General features: G+C 38.4%; 17 protein-coding genes and 1 riboswitch. Of the genes, 13 read left to right on the top strand and 4 right to left on the bottom strand.

The window, feature by feature from the left end; all coding sequences use genetic code 11:
* The first annotated feature begins 37 nt into the window (after nucleotides 1-37).
* From VEB00_14615 to VEB00_14590, 6 genes are all read left to right on the top strand, one after another.
* A complete protein-coding gene (locus VEB00_14615) occupies nucleotides 38-925 on the top strand; it encodes a sugar ABC transporter permease (GenBank protein HYF84250.1) in 888 nt (295 codons plus the stop codon).
* A gap of 17 nt (nucleotides 926-942) precedes the next feature.
* Entirely contained in the window at nucleotides 943-1,794 is an 852-nt protein-coding gene (locus VEB00_14610) for a carbohydrate ABC transporter permease (GenBank protein HYF84249.1), read from the top strand.
* A 29-nt stretch (nucleotides 1,795-1,823) separates the two neighbouring features.
* Nucleotides 1,824-3,167: a glycoside hydrolase family 30 protein gene (locus VEB00_14605; protein HYF84248.1), complete on the top strand. Its 1,344-nt coding sequence runs from the start codon at nucleotides 1,824-1,826 to the stop codon at nucleotides 3,165-3,167.
* Between the two features lie 125 nt (nucleotides 3,168-3,292).
* The gene (locus VEB00_14600) at nucleotides 3,293-4,363 is read left to right on the top strand and encodes a hypothetical protein (GenBank protein HYF84247.1); all 1,071 of its coding nucleotides are present in this window, start codon (nucleotides 3,293-3,295) and stop codon (nucleotides 4,361-4,363) included.
* Nucleotides 4,364-4,433: 70 nt separating this feature from the next.
* Nucleotides 4,434-5,369: a M15 family metallopeptidase gene (locus tag VEB00_14595; protein ID HYF84246.1), complete on the top strand. Its 936-nt coding sequence runs from the start codon at nucleotides 4,434-4,436 to the stop codon at nucleotides 5,367-5,369.
* Between the two features lie 81 nt (nucleotides 5,370-5,450).
* Nucleotides 5,451-5,864 carry a CBS domain-containing protein gene (locus VEB00_14590; GenBank protein ID HYF84245.1) on the top strand — a complete coding sequence of 138 codons (414 nt, stop codon included), beginning with the start codon at nucleotides 5,451-5,453 and terminating at the stop codon, nucleotides 5,862-5,864.
* A gap of 97 nt (nucleotides 5,865-5,961) precedes the next feature.
* Here the strand turns inward: VEB00_14590 and VEB00_14585 are convergent, their stop codons facing one another.
* Both VEB00_14585 and VEB00_14580 read right to left on the bottom strand, forming a co-directional pair.
* On the bottom strand, nucleotides 5,962-6,156 hold the full coding sequence (locus VEB00_14585) for a hypothetical protein (protein ID HYF84244.1): 195 nt from the start codon (nucleotides 6,154-6,156) through the stop codon (nucleotides 5,962-5,964).
* A 180-nt stretch (nucleotides 6,157-6,336) separates the two neighbouring features.
* The gene (locus VEB00_14580) at nucleotides 6,337-6,930 is read right to left on the bottom strand and encodes a TetR/AcrR family transcriptional regulator (GenBank protein HYF84243.1); all 594 of its coding nucleotides are present in this window, start codon (nucleotides 6,928-6,930) and stop codon (nucleotides 6,337-6,339) included.
* A 147-nt stretch (nucleotides 6,931-7,077) separates the two neighbouring features.
* Here VEB00_14580 and VEB00_14575 point away from each other — a divergent pair, with 147 nt between their 5' ends.
* The 4 genes from VEB00_14575 (at nucleotide 7,078) to VEB00_14560 (ending at nucleotide 9,254) form a co-directional block, all read left to right on the top strand.
* The gene (locus VEB00_14575; GenBank protein HYF84242.1) at nucleotides 7,078-7,821 is read left to right on the top strand and encodes an EFR1 family ferrodoxin; all 744 of its coding nucleotides are present in this window, start codon (nucleotides 7,078-7,080) and stop codon (nucleotides 7,819-7,821) included.
* A gap of 181 nt (nucleotides 7,822-8,002) precedes the next feature.
* The gene (locus tag VEB00_14570; protein ID HYF84241.1) at nucleotides 8,003-8,356 is read left to right on the top strand and encodes a class I SAM-dependent methyltransferase; all 354 of its coding nucleotides are present in this window, start codon (nucleotides 8,003-8,005) and stop codon (nucleotides 8,354-8,356) included.
* Nucleotides 8,326-8,571, top strand: coding sequence for a hypothetical protein (locus VEB00_14565; GenBank protein HYF84240.1), 246 nt, complete (start codon nucleotides 8,326-8,328; stop codon nucleotides 8,569-8,571). Before VEB00_14570 ends, VEB00_14565 begins: the two co-directional genes overlap by 31 nt.
* Nucleotides 8,572-8,645: 74 nt before the next feature.
* Complete coding sequence (locus VEB00_14560; GenBank protein HYF84239.1) at nucleotides 8,646-9,254, top strand: MBL fold metallo-hydrolase; 609 nt, start codon at nucleotides 8,646-8,648, stop codon at nucleotides 9,252-9,254.
* 38 nt (nucleotides 9,255-9,292) lie between these two features.
* Here VEB00_14560 and VEB00_14555 read toward each other — a convergent pair whose 3' ends face one another.
* Nucleotides 9,293-9,937: a TetR/AcrR family transcriptional regulator gene (locus tag VEB00_14555; GenBank protein HYF84238.1), complete on the bottom strand. Its 645-nt coding sequence runs from the start codon at nucleotides 9,935-9,937 to the stop codon at nucleotides 9,293-9,295.
* Between the two features lie 175 nt (nucleotides 9,938-10,112).
* Here VEB00_14555 and VEB00_14550 point away from each other — a divergent pair, with 175 nt between their 5' ends.
* Both VEB00_14550 and VEB00_14545 read left to right on the top strand, forming a co-directional pair.
* Nucleotides 10,113-10,895 carry an NAD(P)H-dependent oxidoreductase gene (locus VEB00_14550; GenBank protein ID HYF84237.1) on the top strand — a complete coding sequence of 261 codons (783 nt, stop codon included), beginning with the start codon at nucleotides 10,113-10,115 and terminating at the stop codon, nucleotides 10,893-10,895.
* Nucleotides 10,896-10,952: 57 nt separating this feature from the next.
* Nucleotides 10,953-11,747, top strand: coding sequence for an NAD(P)H-dependent oxidoreductase (locus VEB00_14545; protein ID HYF84236.1), 795 nt, complete (start codon nucleotides 10,953-10,955; stop codon nucleotides 11,745-11,747).
* On the opposite strand, the gene VEB00_14540 is transcribed toward VEB00_14545, so the two are convergent.
* A complete protein-coding gene (locus VEB00_14540) occupies nucleotides 11,716-13,386 on the bottom strand; it encodes a M20/M25/M40 family metallo-hydrolase (GenBank protein ID HYF84235.1) in 1,671 nt (556 codons plus the stop codon). The genes VEB00_14545 and VEB00_14540 overlap by 32 nt on opposite strands.
* 265 nt (nucleotides 13,387-13,651) lie before the next feature.
* Nucleotides 13,652-13,735: riboswitch (cyclic di-GMP riboswitch) on the top strand.
* A 106-nt stretch (nucleotides 13,736-13,841) separates the two neighbouring features.
* Here VEB00_14540 and VEB00_14535 point away from each other — a divergent pair.
* Nucleotides 13,842-14,924: an HD-GYP domain-containing protein gene (locus VEB00_14535; protein HYF84234.1), complete on the top strand. Its 1,083-nt coding sequence runs from the start codon at nucleotides 13,842-13,844 to the stop codon at nucleotides 14,922-14,924.
* Nucleotides 14,925-15,028 lie beyond the last annotated feature (104 nt).

Below are 15,028 nucleotides of genomic sequence, written 5' to 3'. Positions count from 1 at the left end.
AGCTTCTGCATCAAATTTGTCCTAAGGGGGATTTTTAATGAATAAGATGCTGCGGGATAAAAAAATCATTTCAATACTCATACTTCCTGGCTTATCTGTTTTTGTATTTGCAGTTTTTCTTCCTATAGTTCTAAGTATTTATTACGGAATGACAAGCTGGTCAGGCATTGGAAAACCAGAGTTTATCGGGTTGGCAAACTTCAAGGAGCTTGTCTTCCATGATAAGGTGTTTTGGATTTCCTTGCGTAATGCTTTACTATTGGCAACAGGATATGTACTGATACAGCATCCCTTGTGTCTTACTGCAGCAATAATGCTTGACCGGATAGGCGGAAGGCTTGAGAAGGTATTCAGGGCAATATTTTTCATCCCCTGTGTCATCTCTATTGTAGTAACCTCCAGAATGTGGGTAGGTATTTATGACCCGCAATATGGTCTGCTGAACAAGGTTCTGGATCTATTTCATCTCGGTTTCTTAAAGCAGGAATGGCTCGGCAATCCAAAGCTGGTGCTTTGGTCCTTACTGATCATAATAATGTGGCAGGGCTTTGGCTGGGGCATGCTTATTTATTACGCAGGCATAAAAGGAATACCTGAGGAGCTGTATGAAGCTGCAAGAATTGATGGTGCGAGTGGTTTGAAGCTCTATACCCAGATAACAATTCCTCTGCTCCAGCCGGTTATAAGGATAAATGTCACCTTGGCAGTAATTGCTGCTCTTAAGCAAATGGAAACCATCTATCTGACTACAAACGGGGGTCCTGGGAATACCAGCCAGTTCCTCGCAAATTATCTGTATATAAAGGCGTTCAACTCATACGAGTATGGCTACGGAAACGCAATATCTGTGCTATTCGTAATAGCCTGCCTGATTGCCACATATTTGTTGAATAAACTGCTTAAGCGCGAAGCGATAGAATACTGAGAAAGGGGGAAGGCATTATGGATAATATGAAAGTTAGCAATACGAAGCCAAAAATCCGTAAGCGTTGCATGTATATACTTATGGCTGTTTTTTCCATCGGGCAGCTTTTCCCTTTGGTATGGCTTATTGATTTTTCGCTGTGCAAAAGCGGGGACTTGTTTGGTGCGAACATATTGAAGTGGCCTGATCCTCCACAATGGCAGAACTATGTTACTGCGTGGGTGGACGGACAGATATTCAAATTTCTGATAAACAGTCTGATAGTGAATATTGCCGCAGGCTTTTTCACCGTACTCTTCTCACTTATGATGGGCTACGCCTTAACTCGTATGGAGTGGAAGCTCAGGAAACGAACTTTTGCATTTATACTTTTGGGTCTGATGATACCCATACACGCAACTCTTCTGCCGAATTATAAGACCTTCGAATTCGTCGGTATCAGTGACTCTTATCTTGCATTAATAATTCCTTATATTGCGTTTTCTCTGCCCCTTGGAGTGTTTCTGATGACAGGCTTTATGGAGACAATACCCCGATCAATTGAGGAAGCTGCAGTTATTGACGGCTGTGGCATTATACGTATAGTATTTTCAATCATACTGCCAATGGTAAAACCGGCTGTAATGACTATATCCATTATGACTATACTTAATACCTGGAACGAGTTTATTATGGCAGCAACTTACCTGTCCAGCGATACTTACAGGACATTGCCCTTTGCAGTATATTATTTTGCAGGACAATATGCTTCCAACTACTCGGTACAGTTTGCGGTAATGAACCTTGTGGCGCTTCCCTCACTGCTTGTATATATCGTATTGAATGAGCACATTACAAAGGGTGCTACCGCGGGAGCAATAAAGAGTTGATATTGTAATGAGAATAAGGAGTGAAACCCATGAATAATAAATTGGAATTAATACAGACAGCAAAGAATACTGCTGACAGAATGAGTGAAAAAGAAGGATTGTATTTATCATCTTTTGAGAACCTGAACCAAACTATTATTGCGATAGATGAAAGCCAGGAATATCAGGTTATAGAAGGCTTTGGCGGGGCTTTTACAGAGGCAGCTGCAGATACCTTTTATAAAATGAGCAGCCAGAAAAGAGAAGAGATACTTGAGGCATATTTTGACCCCCAAAAAGGTATTAACTATTCACTTTGCCGCACCCACATCAACAGCTGTGATTTTTCTCTTGGGAATTACTCATATGCTGAAATAGAAGGTGATGCAGACCTTAAGTTTTTCAATATTGGAAGAGATTATAATCTCCTTATTCCTATGATAAAGGAAGCAATGGGTGTGAATGGCTCTAAAATTAAATTTCTTGCATCCCCATGGAGTCCTCCCTATTGGATGAAGACGAATGGAGAAATGAATCACGGAGGCAAGTTGAAAGAAAAGTACAGGGAAAGCTGGGCAAGATATTTTGTAAAATATATAAAGGCATACAGAAGGGAAGGAATAGACATATGGGGCGTCTCGGTGCAAAACGAGCCGGATGCTGTCCAGACATGGGATTCCTGCATATACAGCCATGAAGAAGAAAGAGATTTTGTCAGGGATTATCTCGGACCGATATTTGCAGAAGAAGCTCTGGGAAACATAAATATAATAGTATGGGACCATAATACAGATCAGGTATTTGAAAGGGCTAAGGTTATTCTTGAGGATGAGGAATGTGCAAAGTATGTTTGGGGAGTAGGCTTTCACTGGTACTCGGGAGACCAATTTGAAAACCTGGCTAAGACTCATGCAGCTTTTCCTGACAAAAAGCTCCTATTTACCGAAGGCTGCCAAGAGGGCGGGGTACATCTGGATTCGTGGAGTGTAGGTGAAAGATACGGGCATAACATGATAAACGATTTCAACAATTGGACAGTGGGATGGATTGATTGGAACATGGTGTTGAACGAAACCGGAGGGCCTAACCATGTAGGTAATTATTGCGACGCTCCTATAATAGCAAATACTAATACTGATGAAATACATTACGAAAATTCCTATTATTACATCGGCCATTTTAGTAAGTATATAGAACCGGGAGCGACTAGAATAGGCTGCAGCTGCAGCGGTTGTGACAAGCTTGAAACGACTGCCTTTAAGAATTCTGATGGTACTTTAGTTATCGTAGTTATGAATTCAAATGATTATGAAGTAGATTATTGTATCAAAATTGGAGATAGAGGAACCAGTATTAAAGCTTTGGCTCACTCGATTGTAACATTGATAAAATAGATTCCAAGAACTTATGTAAAAGCTGTTTACTGATTGTCAGTAAACGGCTTTTACTTTTCTTTCATAGGACAACAAAAGCTTAAATAAGTATAGATATAATTATCCGTATAAAGGAGAATTCTATAATGAAGAATATTAAGCTTTCACTCCAGATTGGTGCAGTGTTTATAGGCACAGTGGTCGGTGCCGGTTTTGCCTCAGGTCAGGAAATCATGCAGTTCTTCACTTGCTTCGGACGAATCGGAATGTTGACCCTCCTACTGTCAGGTGGACTTTTCTACATCATAGCCGCTGCGGTCATGAAGGCTGCGGCTTGTTACAATACTTACAACTATAAGGAGCTTATATATCGTATAGCAGGGAAGAAGGTGGGATTTGTTTTTGATATCCTTGTGACTGCTTTTCTTCTTATAGGTACCTCCATTATGTTTGCAGGCAGTGGCGCCCTATTCCAGGAAAGCATGGGCCTCTCCCGAGCTTGGGGGATAGCCCTTATGGCATTGCTTACACTGGTCGTGATACTTCAAGCCCTTTCCGGAATACTAAGAATCAATTCTATCATCGTACCTATGCTTTTTTCTGTCATTGTTGCAGTGCTTGCAGTGACTATAATGAACAGTGATATGGGGAGCATCAGCTCAAAGCTTTTAGAGAACTATCAAGGCGGCATTATCAAGCCTTTATTCTTTTTCCTCTTCTATTGCTGCTATAATACTTTTCTTTCCCTTGGCGTGTTAGCCGCAATACCAGAGAGAATAAAAGACCCTTATGTCTTAAGGATGGGAGTTCTTTTGGGGGCTTTTGGGCTTATGCTTCTATCGTTGATGCTGAACATAAGTCTTACTCTTAAAAGCCCACAAGTATTTGAATACTCGATTCCAATGAGCTACATAACCTCGGGTTTTGGAAAAATAATCAGGAATATCGTGACCTTCTGCATATGGTGCGAAATATTTTCAACTGCTGTATCAAATGCCTTCAGTATAGCCAAAAGGCTGAGTGGAAGCAGACATATGTCATATGTGCTAACCTGTTTCATCACTATTTTCTGCTGCTTACCCTTGTCTTTCTTGGAGTTCAAAAGCCTTATCAGCTTCTTCTACCCTGTATTCGGGGCATTTTCGATGTTTATAATCTTGAGGCTGCTATATACTTCATATGGATTAGGCAATTTGAATCAAAAAAGTTTGCGATAATTGGGAAAACATTTCTAATTTAGTATGCAAAATTATTGGGGAGTATATAAAATGAGGGAGTGAATGATTTATGAAAAAAGTCAAAGCTTTCATTTTGATACTTTACTTAATAATTGCATCTGCATATCTAATAACCAGCCCGCAGCGGGGCGCAGCTTTTATTAAAACAACTGTATCTTCCTATGACATTACTATGAAACAGGATCTTCTAAGCTTGATGATGGCTTATCCTGAGAATATCTCAAATGTGGAGCAATCGGATGGGCAAGTATATATTGTAATAAAATCCGGAAAGAAGATTCTATACGATGATAAAAAAGTCAAGAGCGTCGAAACTAAAATTGCTTATCCCGATTTGCAGGATATGATGGAGCAAGCCTATCCTGTTGTACCGATAAAAAAGCTTATGGATAAAAACCATGATCCGGGGCGGGCCAGGGTATACAGTCTATTGAATGAGGTTTATGGAGCATCACAGAAGCAAATTGAAAATAACCTGGCAAATGTTAAGGTAGGATATGGAACGTTTCAGTTTAATGAAAAAAATCAAGCTGCAGAAGCACTAAAAAATGTTATGAGAGAGCTTTCTGTGGCAGCTGAAAATAGGAGTGATATTAGATCATGTATATATCCTTGCAATGGTACCTATAATTATCGTGTTATTGCGGGTACGAATCGCTTGAGTCCTCATTCTTATGGTATAGCAGTGGACCTTGCACGGGATAAGAGGGATTATTGGCAGTGGGCATCCAGAGAAGAAGGGCAAAAAAGATTATCCTCCTATCCTGTTGAAATTGCTGCGTTATTTGAAAAGCACAACTTCATTTGGGGAGGCAAATGGGGGCACTTTGACATACTGCATTTTGAATATCGCCCGGAGATTATAATCAAAGCCCGCTGCTTTGGAAGCAATCAGGACTTTCAGCAGGTGTGGTATCAGGGAGTGCCTTTGGAAGATGAATATATAAGGAACTGCATTAAAAAAATAGATGAAAAGATAAAGTAAAATGTTGTTTATTTATGTGGGAAAAACAGCTATAATAGAGTCGGCTGCTACCGATTTGCCAAATGAACCAGGAGGAAACAAATGAATATAGCTTTTTTTCTTACACCAAAAGTAGAAGTTATCTGGATATCAGCGGACTCGACAATGAGGCAAGTGATAGAAAAGATGGAGTTTCACAGGTATTCTGCATTGCCCTTAATTGATAACGATGGGAAATATGCAGGCACAATAACGGAAGGGGATATACTCTGGTGTTTGAAGCATGCACCGGATTTGAACTTTAAAGACACCAATAAGATATTAGTCAGAGACATTCCGAAATACCAGCATAACAAACCGGTTTCTATTGATGCACATATAGAAGACCTGATACTTCTTTCGGTTAATCAGAACTTTATCCCTGTAGTTGATGATAATGATATATTTATCGGTATCATCAGGAGAAGTGATATCATTAATTATTTCTATACATTGGTTTTTACAAAACAGAAGTGATGGTTCTCCACAAATAAGCAAAATAAAGACATCATATAAATATGATGTCCCAGACTGAAAGCTCCAACATATCTGTTGGAGCTTTATGCTTGATAATCTATTTTTTATCTGTTATAGAACCCTTGCCTATATTATCCCCGAAGCATGTTGTGAAAGCTTTCAGAAAGGAGATTGCGAATTCCCGGCTGCTAGTATCTATGATTGAATTTTTCACTACTTGCTCTAGTAATACAATCAAGTTTTCCAATTCATAGCCCTCAAATTTTACTGCATCTTTATCTACTTTTATCATAGTATCCTCCAAATAATTTAAATCACTTAATTAGTATACACTAAAAATGTCGATTTTTGCAGATAGAAAATAAAGTTCTGAGAGTTTTCTTTTAGAGCTTCGAGCTGACGGGTATGTGGTATCTAAGAAAAACTGGATGGAAATGGAGAAATCGTGAAACATTTAATATACTCCGAGCACCTAGAGCTTAAGCTTTTCTTTCAACATTCTTTCTATCAAAGTCAAATAATCACCTGAATATGAAATGGTGTTGTGTACCATAAGTACGGCAAAGCCATGTATCAAACCCCATAAAGCCAGCGTTTCTACTGCCCAATCCTTCTCGTCAAGGTTAATCGATGCATAATAATCTGCAGCGCATTTTCTCGCCATTTCGAAGGGATGCCCTTCTCTAATCACAAATACATCATCTTTGATAAGAATAGGGTTATGATGATCGGTCAAAAATATGAACTTGAAATAATCCGGATTTTCCACCATGAATTTTACATATTGCTTTCCCATTTCTATCGTCCTGGCTTTAGGATCATCCGAAAAACTTTGCATGACACCTTCAAGCACAGATGTAAAACTCTTTGATACATCTGAAGCAATAGCGCTTATCAGCTCCTCCTTGCTCTTGAAGTGCTTATAGGGAGCTGCATGGCTTACACCGCACATAACCGCCACTTTCCTTAATGAAAAATCCTCATAGCCGTCTTTGTTGAGTAGCTGCAATCCCTTTTTCAGTAATTCCTTTTTCAAATCACCGTGGTGGTATTTTTCCTTAGCCAATAACAACACCTCTTTAACTCATCGAATAATTAATAATAAAAGCATATCACAATATGTTGACAGTGTAAACATTAAGATGTATAATCTAGATAAAGTTGACAGTGTAAACATTAATTAGAATGCTTACCTGATATAGGGGGAAAATATATGAGTACGATCATATTCTACTTCTCAGGCAGAGGCAATGCTCTGAGCGCAGCACGGATTATCGCAGGGAAATTGGGGGATACAGAGCTTGTGCCGATTTATAGGGCTCTGAACGAAAGCATAGATCTTTCTGCGGATCGGATCGGGTTCGCATTCCCGGTAATAGACCTGGGAATGCCTGCAGTTGTATCAAAGCTGATTCGGAAGCTGGATATCAGAGACAAAAATAAATATTTCTTTGCTGTGGTAACGACAGGCGGGATGCCCGCAGGTACAATGCTGCAGGTGGGAAACCGGTTGAAGTCAAGAGGCTTAAAGCTTTCGGCAGGCTTTTACCTTGTGGCAAACGGAACACAGGAATCACTCGACGCATGGGACGCAAAGACCGACGAGATCGTATCAATCATCAAAGCTAAAGGCGAACATAATCCTGACAAGGTAAAGTTCATCGACAGCGTAATCCTTACAGGTCTTGCAAACAAGCTTGCAAGGCTGATAATACCGTATGAGGACAAAAAATTCAATGTAGATGGCAATTGTGATGGCTGCGGTATTTGCCAAAAGGTATGTCCGGTAAAGAATATTGATATTAAGAACGGAGAGCCGGTTTGGCTGCACAAATGCCAGCAGTGCGGAGCATGCTTCAATTTGTGTCCTAAAAAGGCCTTGCATGGAAAAAACCTCGCTGCACGGACCTATCATTTGAATCCTTACGTTGAATTAAAGGATTTTATTATCGATTGATAATACCAACCCTGGGTTTAAGTCTTGGGAAAAAATTGAGAATATTTACAAACATGGTAGAAATTCATATAATTAGAGTACAGTGTACTTATAAGTGCACTGTACTTTTATTGTATGACTAGAAGCAGTTATGTCGAATAATCTAGAAGTCATTTTGTATAAGAAGAGGAAGTGAGTATAAATGCACATAAATAACTATGATAATGTTGCAGACATATATGATATATATAATCAGGCTGATTATGACATCGGTTTCTTTGTGGACAGATGCAAGGGCTTTAAAGGTAAGGCAGTTGAGCTGATGGCCGGTACGGGAAGGCTCTCGCTGCCACTTTTAAGGTCAGGCATGGACCTGGACTGTGTTGACATTTCCAAGGGGTTATTGGAACAGCTGCAAGGAAAATTGGATAAAGCAGGGCTGGCGGCGGATATCATTCAAGCTGATATCCGATATATGAATTTAAAGAGTAAGTATGAGTTGGTCGTCGTCGGCTTCAATTCTTTATGGCATCAAAGGAAAACCAGGACGCAATAGTTGATATTACCCAGTTATACGAGTTCTATGATCGGGAAGGTAACCAGACAGGCAAAAAGCTGTTGAAACTGAAGTTCAAGCTCATTTCCCAGGAAGCAATTGAAAAAATGGTTTTAGGAGCAGGCTTTACTATAAAAGAGTTCTATGGAGACTATCAGAAGAATCCATATGATGAGAGTAAAAGTCCTTTTATGATTTATGTTCTGGAAAAGTAAGTTTCAATCTCATATTGACATTAAGAATCTTTTGCGGCTCTAACTTAAACTAATTGATCTAGAGGTGAAAAGAAATGAAAATATCTGAAAGTGTCTATTTGTTGGATTCAACCGCAGGGAGCTATGTATATGTTGTCGTGGGCAGTGAAACTGCTCTGATTGATACGGGACTCCCATGGAAGGGCAAAAGTATAATGAAAGAATTAGGGTCTATGGGGATACAGCTTGGGAATATAAAACATATATTATTGACACATCATGACATAGACCATATAGGGAATGTATTCATGCTTCAGCAGCTGACAGGGGCTCAGGTTTGGGCTTCCAAAGAGGACATCCCGTATATTACCGGTGAGCTTGACCGTTATGGTTTTAAGAAGTATTTAAAGTACTTTTTCAAGGTAAAAAAGCCAAAGGATATAAATCCCTATAAACCAGAACAGAAAATTAACGGTATTGATGTCATACCGACTCCAGGGCACACCCCGGGGCATGTATGCCTGCTTTATGATGACATCCTGTTTGCAGGGGATTTGCTGGAAAACAAGAAAGGTAAGCTGATACCATATCCCCCACCATGGAATTGGGATGATTCAATGATGCTTGAGTCAATTACTAAAATATCTCAAACTCCTTATAAATTGGTATGCCCCGCCCATGGGAAACCCATACAAAGATATTAGCAAGCAAGCCAGGGGAGAGGAAGTGCCTGACAACGGAGTTATATACTTTTAGGTGCTAATGTTTCGGTTATCATTTTGAGCCCGAAAAGAATAAAATCATCTTTAGCGAATCCATAAGTTTCAAAGTATCTATTGCTGGCCTTGGACATAGTATTCATATATGCCATGACTGTGAGCACACCAAAGTGAGCAGCTTTTTTGGCATCCAAATCAGGGGACATGCTTCCATCTTTTTTGCCTTTTTCAATAATTTCTGTATACATCTGAAATGATTCACTCTGAAACTTCAGCATTTCTATATAGTTAGGGCTGACTTCTTTCCCAGGTTTACCTTGTGGTACATGGTTAATCAACTGGAAAACCTCAGGATGTTCCTTAAAAAATTGGAAATATTGCAGATTTGCATAGTGGATTTTCTCAAGGGCGGTTTTCTTGCTAATAAAAGCTTCTTTAAAGTTTGAATTTAATTGTCTCGCAAATTTGAGAGCTACTGCATAAAATAAATCATCTTTATTTATAAAGTATTGATATATTGTACGTTTTGTGAACTGAGCTTCTTTTGCAATATCATCCATCGAAGTACCTTCATAACCATTCTGTATAAATAGTTTCTCTGCAACTTCGATCATTTCTGATTTTCTTACTTGCCGTTCCCTTTCGCGTCTAGGTAAAATATTTTCCAAATTTTTCATCCCTTTCTATTGATTTTTTAGTATATACGTAGTATACTCGGGGTATATTAGTATACTGTAAGTATACTACACGTCATATTGTACTGTCTAGTATATTATATACAATATTGATGATTAACTAAACATTTTTATTATTTGCCATTATGAAGAAAGGAGGTAAAATAATATGAAAATTTTAGCATTGATGGGCAGCCAAAGGAAAAACGGAACAGGATATAATTATGTGTCAAAAATAGAAAAAGCAATAAAAGAGATGACTGAGGTTGATTTTGAATACGTTTTTCTTTCTGATTATGATATAAAGATGTGTAAAGGCTGCATGGTTTGTTATGAGAAAGGCGAGGAAGCATGTCCTCTGAAAGATGATTATCTGAGAGTGATTAAAAAATTGCACGAAGCTGATGCTGTTATATTTTACTCTCCTACCTATACAATTTCAATTTCAGGAATTATGAAGAATTTCTTTGACAGGAGCTCATATATATGCCATAGGCCGTTGTTCAAGGGGAAATATGCGCTTATAATGACCACAGTTGGTGCGTTTGGAGAAAAACAAGCATTAGATACACTTAGAATGATTGTTAGTGTTATCGGCTATAGAATTACCGGAATAATCGGTATCCAAAATGGGCGGTATGCCAGAGATTCAAAATATGTACTAGGAATTGAAAAAAGGTTAAAGGCTGAAGCAATTAAACTAATTGAATATGCTAGTCAAAAAGCTCCTATAAAACCTAAATTTTTTGAGCTGCTGGCATACAATTATCAAAAAATAATTTTTACTGCCGATACAAAAGATTGCAAGTATGATAAGGACTATTGGAAAAATGCAGGATGGACTGATCCTAAATCAACATATTTCTACGACGTACAAATTCCGATATTAAAAAATCTATTAGCTGGAGTTATAGTAAAAATACTAATACGTTGCAGAATTTTTGCAACATAAAATATTAGACTGCAGAGGAGAGTTTATTAATTTAGTAAATGTGAAGGTGAATAAGGAATGAAAGTGCTTGCGATTATAGGTAGCCCAAGAAAAGGAAATAGTTATAAAATTACTCAACGGATAGAGGAAAAACTAAAAGGGCTAGGAGATATAGAGTTTAATTATATTTTCCTAAATGAAATACATTTAGAAACTTGTCGTGGTTGCTTTGCATGTATTTCAAAAGGTGAGAATTTTTGTCCGTTAAAAGATGACAGGGTGAAAATTGAAGAACAAATGCAGAATTCCAACGGTGTAATATTTGTTTCGCCTAATTATTGCAATGGAGCAACTTCAATAATGAAGAACTTTATTGAACGTTTATGCTATATTGGCCATCGCCCACGTTTTTTTAATCAATTTGCATTAGCGATTGCTACTAGTGCAGGTCCCATTGGTTTGAAAGAGACGCTTTTTGATCTTTCATACTTTGGCGGGGGCGGTTTTCATTATGTGAAAAAATTAGGCATCATGGTACCACCATTTCCGGTTAGTTCTATTCGAGAACAAAAAATTGAGAAGCAAATTACTGATACCGCCACGAAATTTTATAGTGCTATGAAGAACAAAAAACGCCCGACTCCAAGATATATTGATATAATACATTTTCATTCTTTTAAAGCTATGTACACTGGTTTTCCATCCTTGGGGAAAGAATATTTTCCTGCTGATTATAATTACTGGACTGAACGAGGTTGGCTTAAAAAGAATAAGTACTATTTTACTGATGCTAATGTAAGTATATTTAAAAAGGCGTTTGGAAAGTTATTTGGGATAGTTATCAAGCATCCCAATCCAATAATGTCGAAATAGCATAATGAAGAAGCTCCGGGCTTCTATGAAACAAGTCCTCCTTTAAAACTCTTTCTGTGAGCTTGTGGAAGTCCTTGCCCCATGGGCCTATGTTTATGCAAGGCATTGACAGACTCTCAATCTCCTCAATGGGAATGGAGTATAGCAATCCAAACAGCGGCATACTTCCGACCAGGGCTTCAGCTATAACCTTTGAGTTACTGATTGACGTGTAGCTTAAATCAGAGATACCTGTAAAAAAGTATTCTCTAGTGTATGCTTGATTAAAATGCTTTAAAGAATAATCCATAATGCTATTGGATAAATATTTGGCTTTATCACTAATATCCTTAATATAGATATTTGATACATTAGGGTAGTAGGGAGGTGCCAAGCCTATAACAACTCTTGGAGATATGTCATTGATAAAATCGTAAATAGCTTCAACGAGATAAAAATTACTTTCAATCATTGAAACAGCACCGGCTTGTACCTTCTCTTTTACCTCTTCCAAAGCCTTATCATACTGAAGCTTGAAGACTTCACCGTGTGCTTCGTAAGCTTCATCATAAAGCTCCTTGAAGGTTACTACCTTCGCATTCCACGGCAAAGGCTCAAAGGGTTTGCGCATTCTTCCCATTAAAATTCTATACTTCTCATTCATATTGTCGATTAATTCTGTGAAGGCATCGGTACAAATTCCCCGTATGGATTCCAACATGGAAGCGGGCTCTCGATTCAGGGTAAGAACGCTCAAGCATCCACCTGCACTTGGTGGTAATGATACATCATAGTTATATTTTCTTTCTTTGAAGTATAACCAGGTAGGCGGGGGGGAGGCCTCATTTCCAATAAAGTCGGAGAGCTCCAGATTAAGCTCTGTCTTGTTCACAATTTCAGCCAGTAAGCTTACCGGGTTAAAACCTTCAAAAACTTTTCCGACATGAGACAAAAAACCTCTGACATAAAAGAAGGGCATCATTTTTCCAACTGAGCCTTCTGAAAGCACTCCAACATCTTTATTTACTCTTTGATGGGGCTCCGAATTTATCATCATCAGATAATTGAGCTGGTATTTTTCTTTTAATTCTTTCAACAATAAAACTGCGCTTAACATACCGGCAGAAAGATTTTCTTCATCAGGCACAGAAATTAGTAGAATATTGCCATGAAGCTTCTCAAGCTCTGAATATCTTTTCAGCAATGCAAGCTGTATAGCTCCACCGCCCTTCATATCCGCTGTTCCCCTGCCGAAGATGTAATCTCCGCTTTCAAGATCTTCCCTTGCCTCCGTCAGCAAATCTTCCTTTATCTTCAGGAGCTCTATTTCAAGCTCACTGGGTGAGTAGGCATAAGGCTTAAGTGTTTTAAAATCTTCAATATCAACTACATCGTTATGATGAATCAAAACGACAGTATCATTTCCTTTTCCTTTGACCAATCCCCAGGATACTGACCGGTTAAAAATATCATTTTTGATTTTATATGTACCAAAGTGTCCAGGGTTGTTCTTGAAGTAATTTATGCTGTTGAAGAAGTTCATTAAAAACGGTTCTATGTCATTTTCGAGGGCAGAGAAGGTATCACTTCTGACCTTGATGTAAGGGTAGAAAATGTCTGCTATGTCTTTACTTATCCCGTCCAGTACTATATCTTCCATTTCATAAACCTCCATTCTTTATTAATAATTAGAGTCATCTTTAAAATTGCTCATATATCATATAACAATATAGTATATATGATATATCGTATTATATATAGATATTAATTGAATGTCCAGTTCTCATAAGAAAGACCGCAATGACTATAACCTAAGACCTAAGACCTAATTGCATGGTACGAAAGCCCTACTTATGCTTGCGTTTATATCATTTTAGGAACTGTTATTGTATAATGTAAAGCGTGGAAATAGAACCACAAAAACCAATCGAAAATAGCAAATCTATCGAAAGATTGAGACGCAAAGCCGCGGGCCTAAAGCTTCAAGCTATGGCAGCCGGGTTGCCGAAAATGAATTTTAAAATTGCTTTAAAGGATTATTTCGGCATTTGCCAAGATAGTCCTTATCTATGTTATATATATAACAAACTAAATAATAAGAAATAGGTGATTTACATGAGACTTGTTCCAACTAAATGTGTTCCTGAAGATGCAGTTTTATCCGAGGCACTTTATAATGAAGATGGTCGGATACTTGTTAATGCAGGGGCCCAACTGACATCCAATCTGGTGGAAAGAATAAACCAGAATCATATTTATTCTGTATACATCAAAGACCAGCACAGTACAGGCGAGATTGATCGTTTGGTTGATCCTTTGCTCAGACAGAAGGGTCACAACCTTGTAAAAAAAATCTTTGATGCAGCCAGTAATGTGAAACCAGATGGTACTCCGGCGCCTATACCGATATTAGCTATGATGCCTGAGCTTTCAGCCCTTATGGATGATATAATATATGAGATGACTGGATTTAAGGAAAAACAGCTGGAGTATATTGATATAAAAAATGTAAACAGCTATTTGTACAGTTCAGCGATAAATGTTGCACTGCTATCGGTGCTGATTGGCTGGGAAATGGGTTTGAATAACGATATGATATACCAGCTCTTCATGGGGGGCATATTTCATGATATCGGCATGGCCATGCTGCCCAAGGAAGTACTTTACAAAAAAGAGCCACTTACGATGGAAGACAAACGTCAGTTACTATACCATCCGTCAAAGGGCTATGACTATCTAAAGGATAAAGTATTTTTAAGCTCTTATGTAAGGGCTGTGACATTAGGACACCATGAGCATGCGGACGGCTCCGGCTATCCCAACAGAAAGAGCGGTGGAGAGATTCACCTTTTGACGCAGATAGTCGGGATTGCTGACATGTATGATGCAATGACCTCTGACAGGCCATATCGTCAAGCAATGCCTGCCAATGAAGCTCTTGAATATATCATGTCTGTTGCTGATAAGCATTACAGTGTGGAAATAACAAAAGCATTTATCAGAAAGGTGAACCCATACCCTGTAGGGAGCCTTGTGAAGCTAAAAGACGGACAGACAGCGGTAGTACGAAAGGTACCTGCGGAAATGCCCTTTAGGCCGCTTATAAGCATCATAAAGAAGAAAAGTGACGGTTTTGAATACGAGGATGTAAATCTTATGGAAAATCAAACCATTGCAATCGCGGGAATTCAATACTGATAGTGCTGCTGTTCTGGTGGTTTGGACACATTCATATACAAACTTTCTGAAATTGACTTACTTTAATATCCTGATATGTTATTATTGACATATCAGGATATTTT

The sequence above is a fragment of the Clostridia bacterium genome (genome assembly GCA_035628995.1).
In the GTDB taxonomy this organism is placed as follows: Bacteria; Bacillota; Clostridia; order Lutisporales; family Lutisporaceae; genus BRH-c25.
This window is presented reverse-complemented; position numbering and strand designations above follow the sequence as displayed.

Excerpts from the sequence above, each read along its gene's own strand:
- VEB00_14615 (HYF84250.1), top strand. The coding sequence starts at position 38 with ATGAATAAGATGCTGCGGGATAAAAAAATCATTTCAATACTCATACTT.
- VEB00_14610 (HYF84249.1), top strand. The coding sequence starts at position 943 with ATGGATAATATGAAAGTTAGCAATACGAAGCCAAAAATCCGTAAGCGT.
- VEB00_14605 (HYF84248.1), top strand. The coding sequence starts at position 1,824 with ATGAATAATAAATTGGAATTAATACAGACAGCAAAGAATACTGCTGAC.
- VEB00_14600 (HYF84247.1), top strand. The coding sequence starts at position 3,293 with ATGAAGAATATTAAGCTTTCACTCCAGATTGGTGCAGTGTTTATAGGC.
- VEB00_14595 (HYF84246.1), top strand. The coding sequence starts at position 4,434 with ATGAAAAAAGTCAAAGCTTTCATTTTGATACTTTACTTAATAATTGCA.
- VEB00_14590 (HYF84245.1), top strand. The coding sequence starts at position 5,451 with ATGAATATAGCTTTTTTTCTTACACCAAAAGTAGAAGTTATCTGGATA.
- VEB00_14585 (HYF84244.1), bottom strand. The coding sequence starts at position 6,156 with ATGATAAAAGTAGATAAAGATGCAGTAAAATTTGAGGGCTATGAATTG.
- VEB00_14575 (HYF84242.1), top strand. The coding sequence starts at position 7,078 with ATGAGTACGATCATATTCTACTTCTCAGGCAGAGGCAATGCTCTGAGC.
- VEB00_14570 (HYF84241.1), top strand. The coding sequence starts at position 8,003 with ATGCACATAAATAACTATGATAATGTTGCAGACATATATGATATATAT.
- VEB00_14565 (HYF84240.1), top strand. The coding sequence starts at position 8,326 with ATGGCATCAAAGGAAAACCAGGACGCAATAGTTGATATTACCCAGTTA.
- VEB00_14560 (HYF84239.1), top strand. The coding sequence starts at position 8,646 with ATGAAAATATCTGAAAGTGTCTATTTGTTGGATTCAACCGCAGGGAGC.
- VEB00_14550 (HYF84237.1), top strand. The coding sequence starts at position 10,113 with ATGAAAATTTTAGCATTGATGGGCAGCCAAAGGAAAAACGGAACAGGA.
- VEB00_14545 (HYF84236.1), top strand. The coding sequence starts at position 10,953 with ATGAAAGTGCTTGCGATTATAGGTAGCCCAAGAAAAGGAAATAGTTAT.
- VEB00_14540 (HYF84235.1), bottom strand. The coding sequence starts at position 13,386 with ATGGAAGATATAGTACTGGACGGGATAAGTAAAGACATAGCAGACATT.
- VEB00_14535 (HYF84234.1), top strand. The coding sequence starts at position 13,842 with ATGAGACTTGTTCCAACTAAATGTGTTCCTGAAGATGCAGTTTTATCC.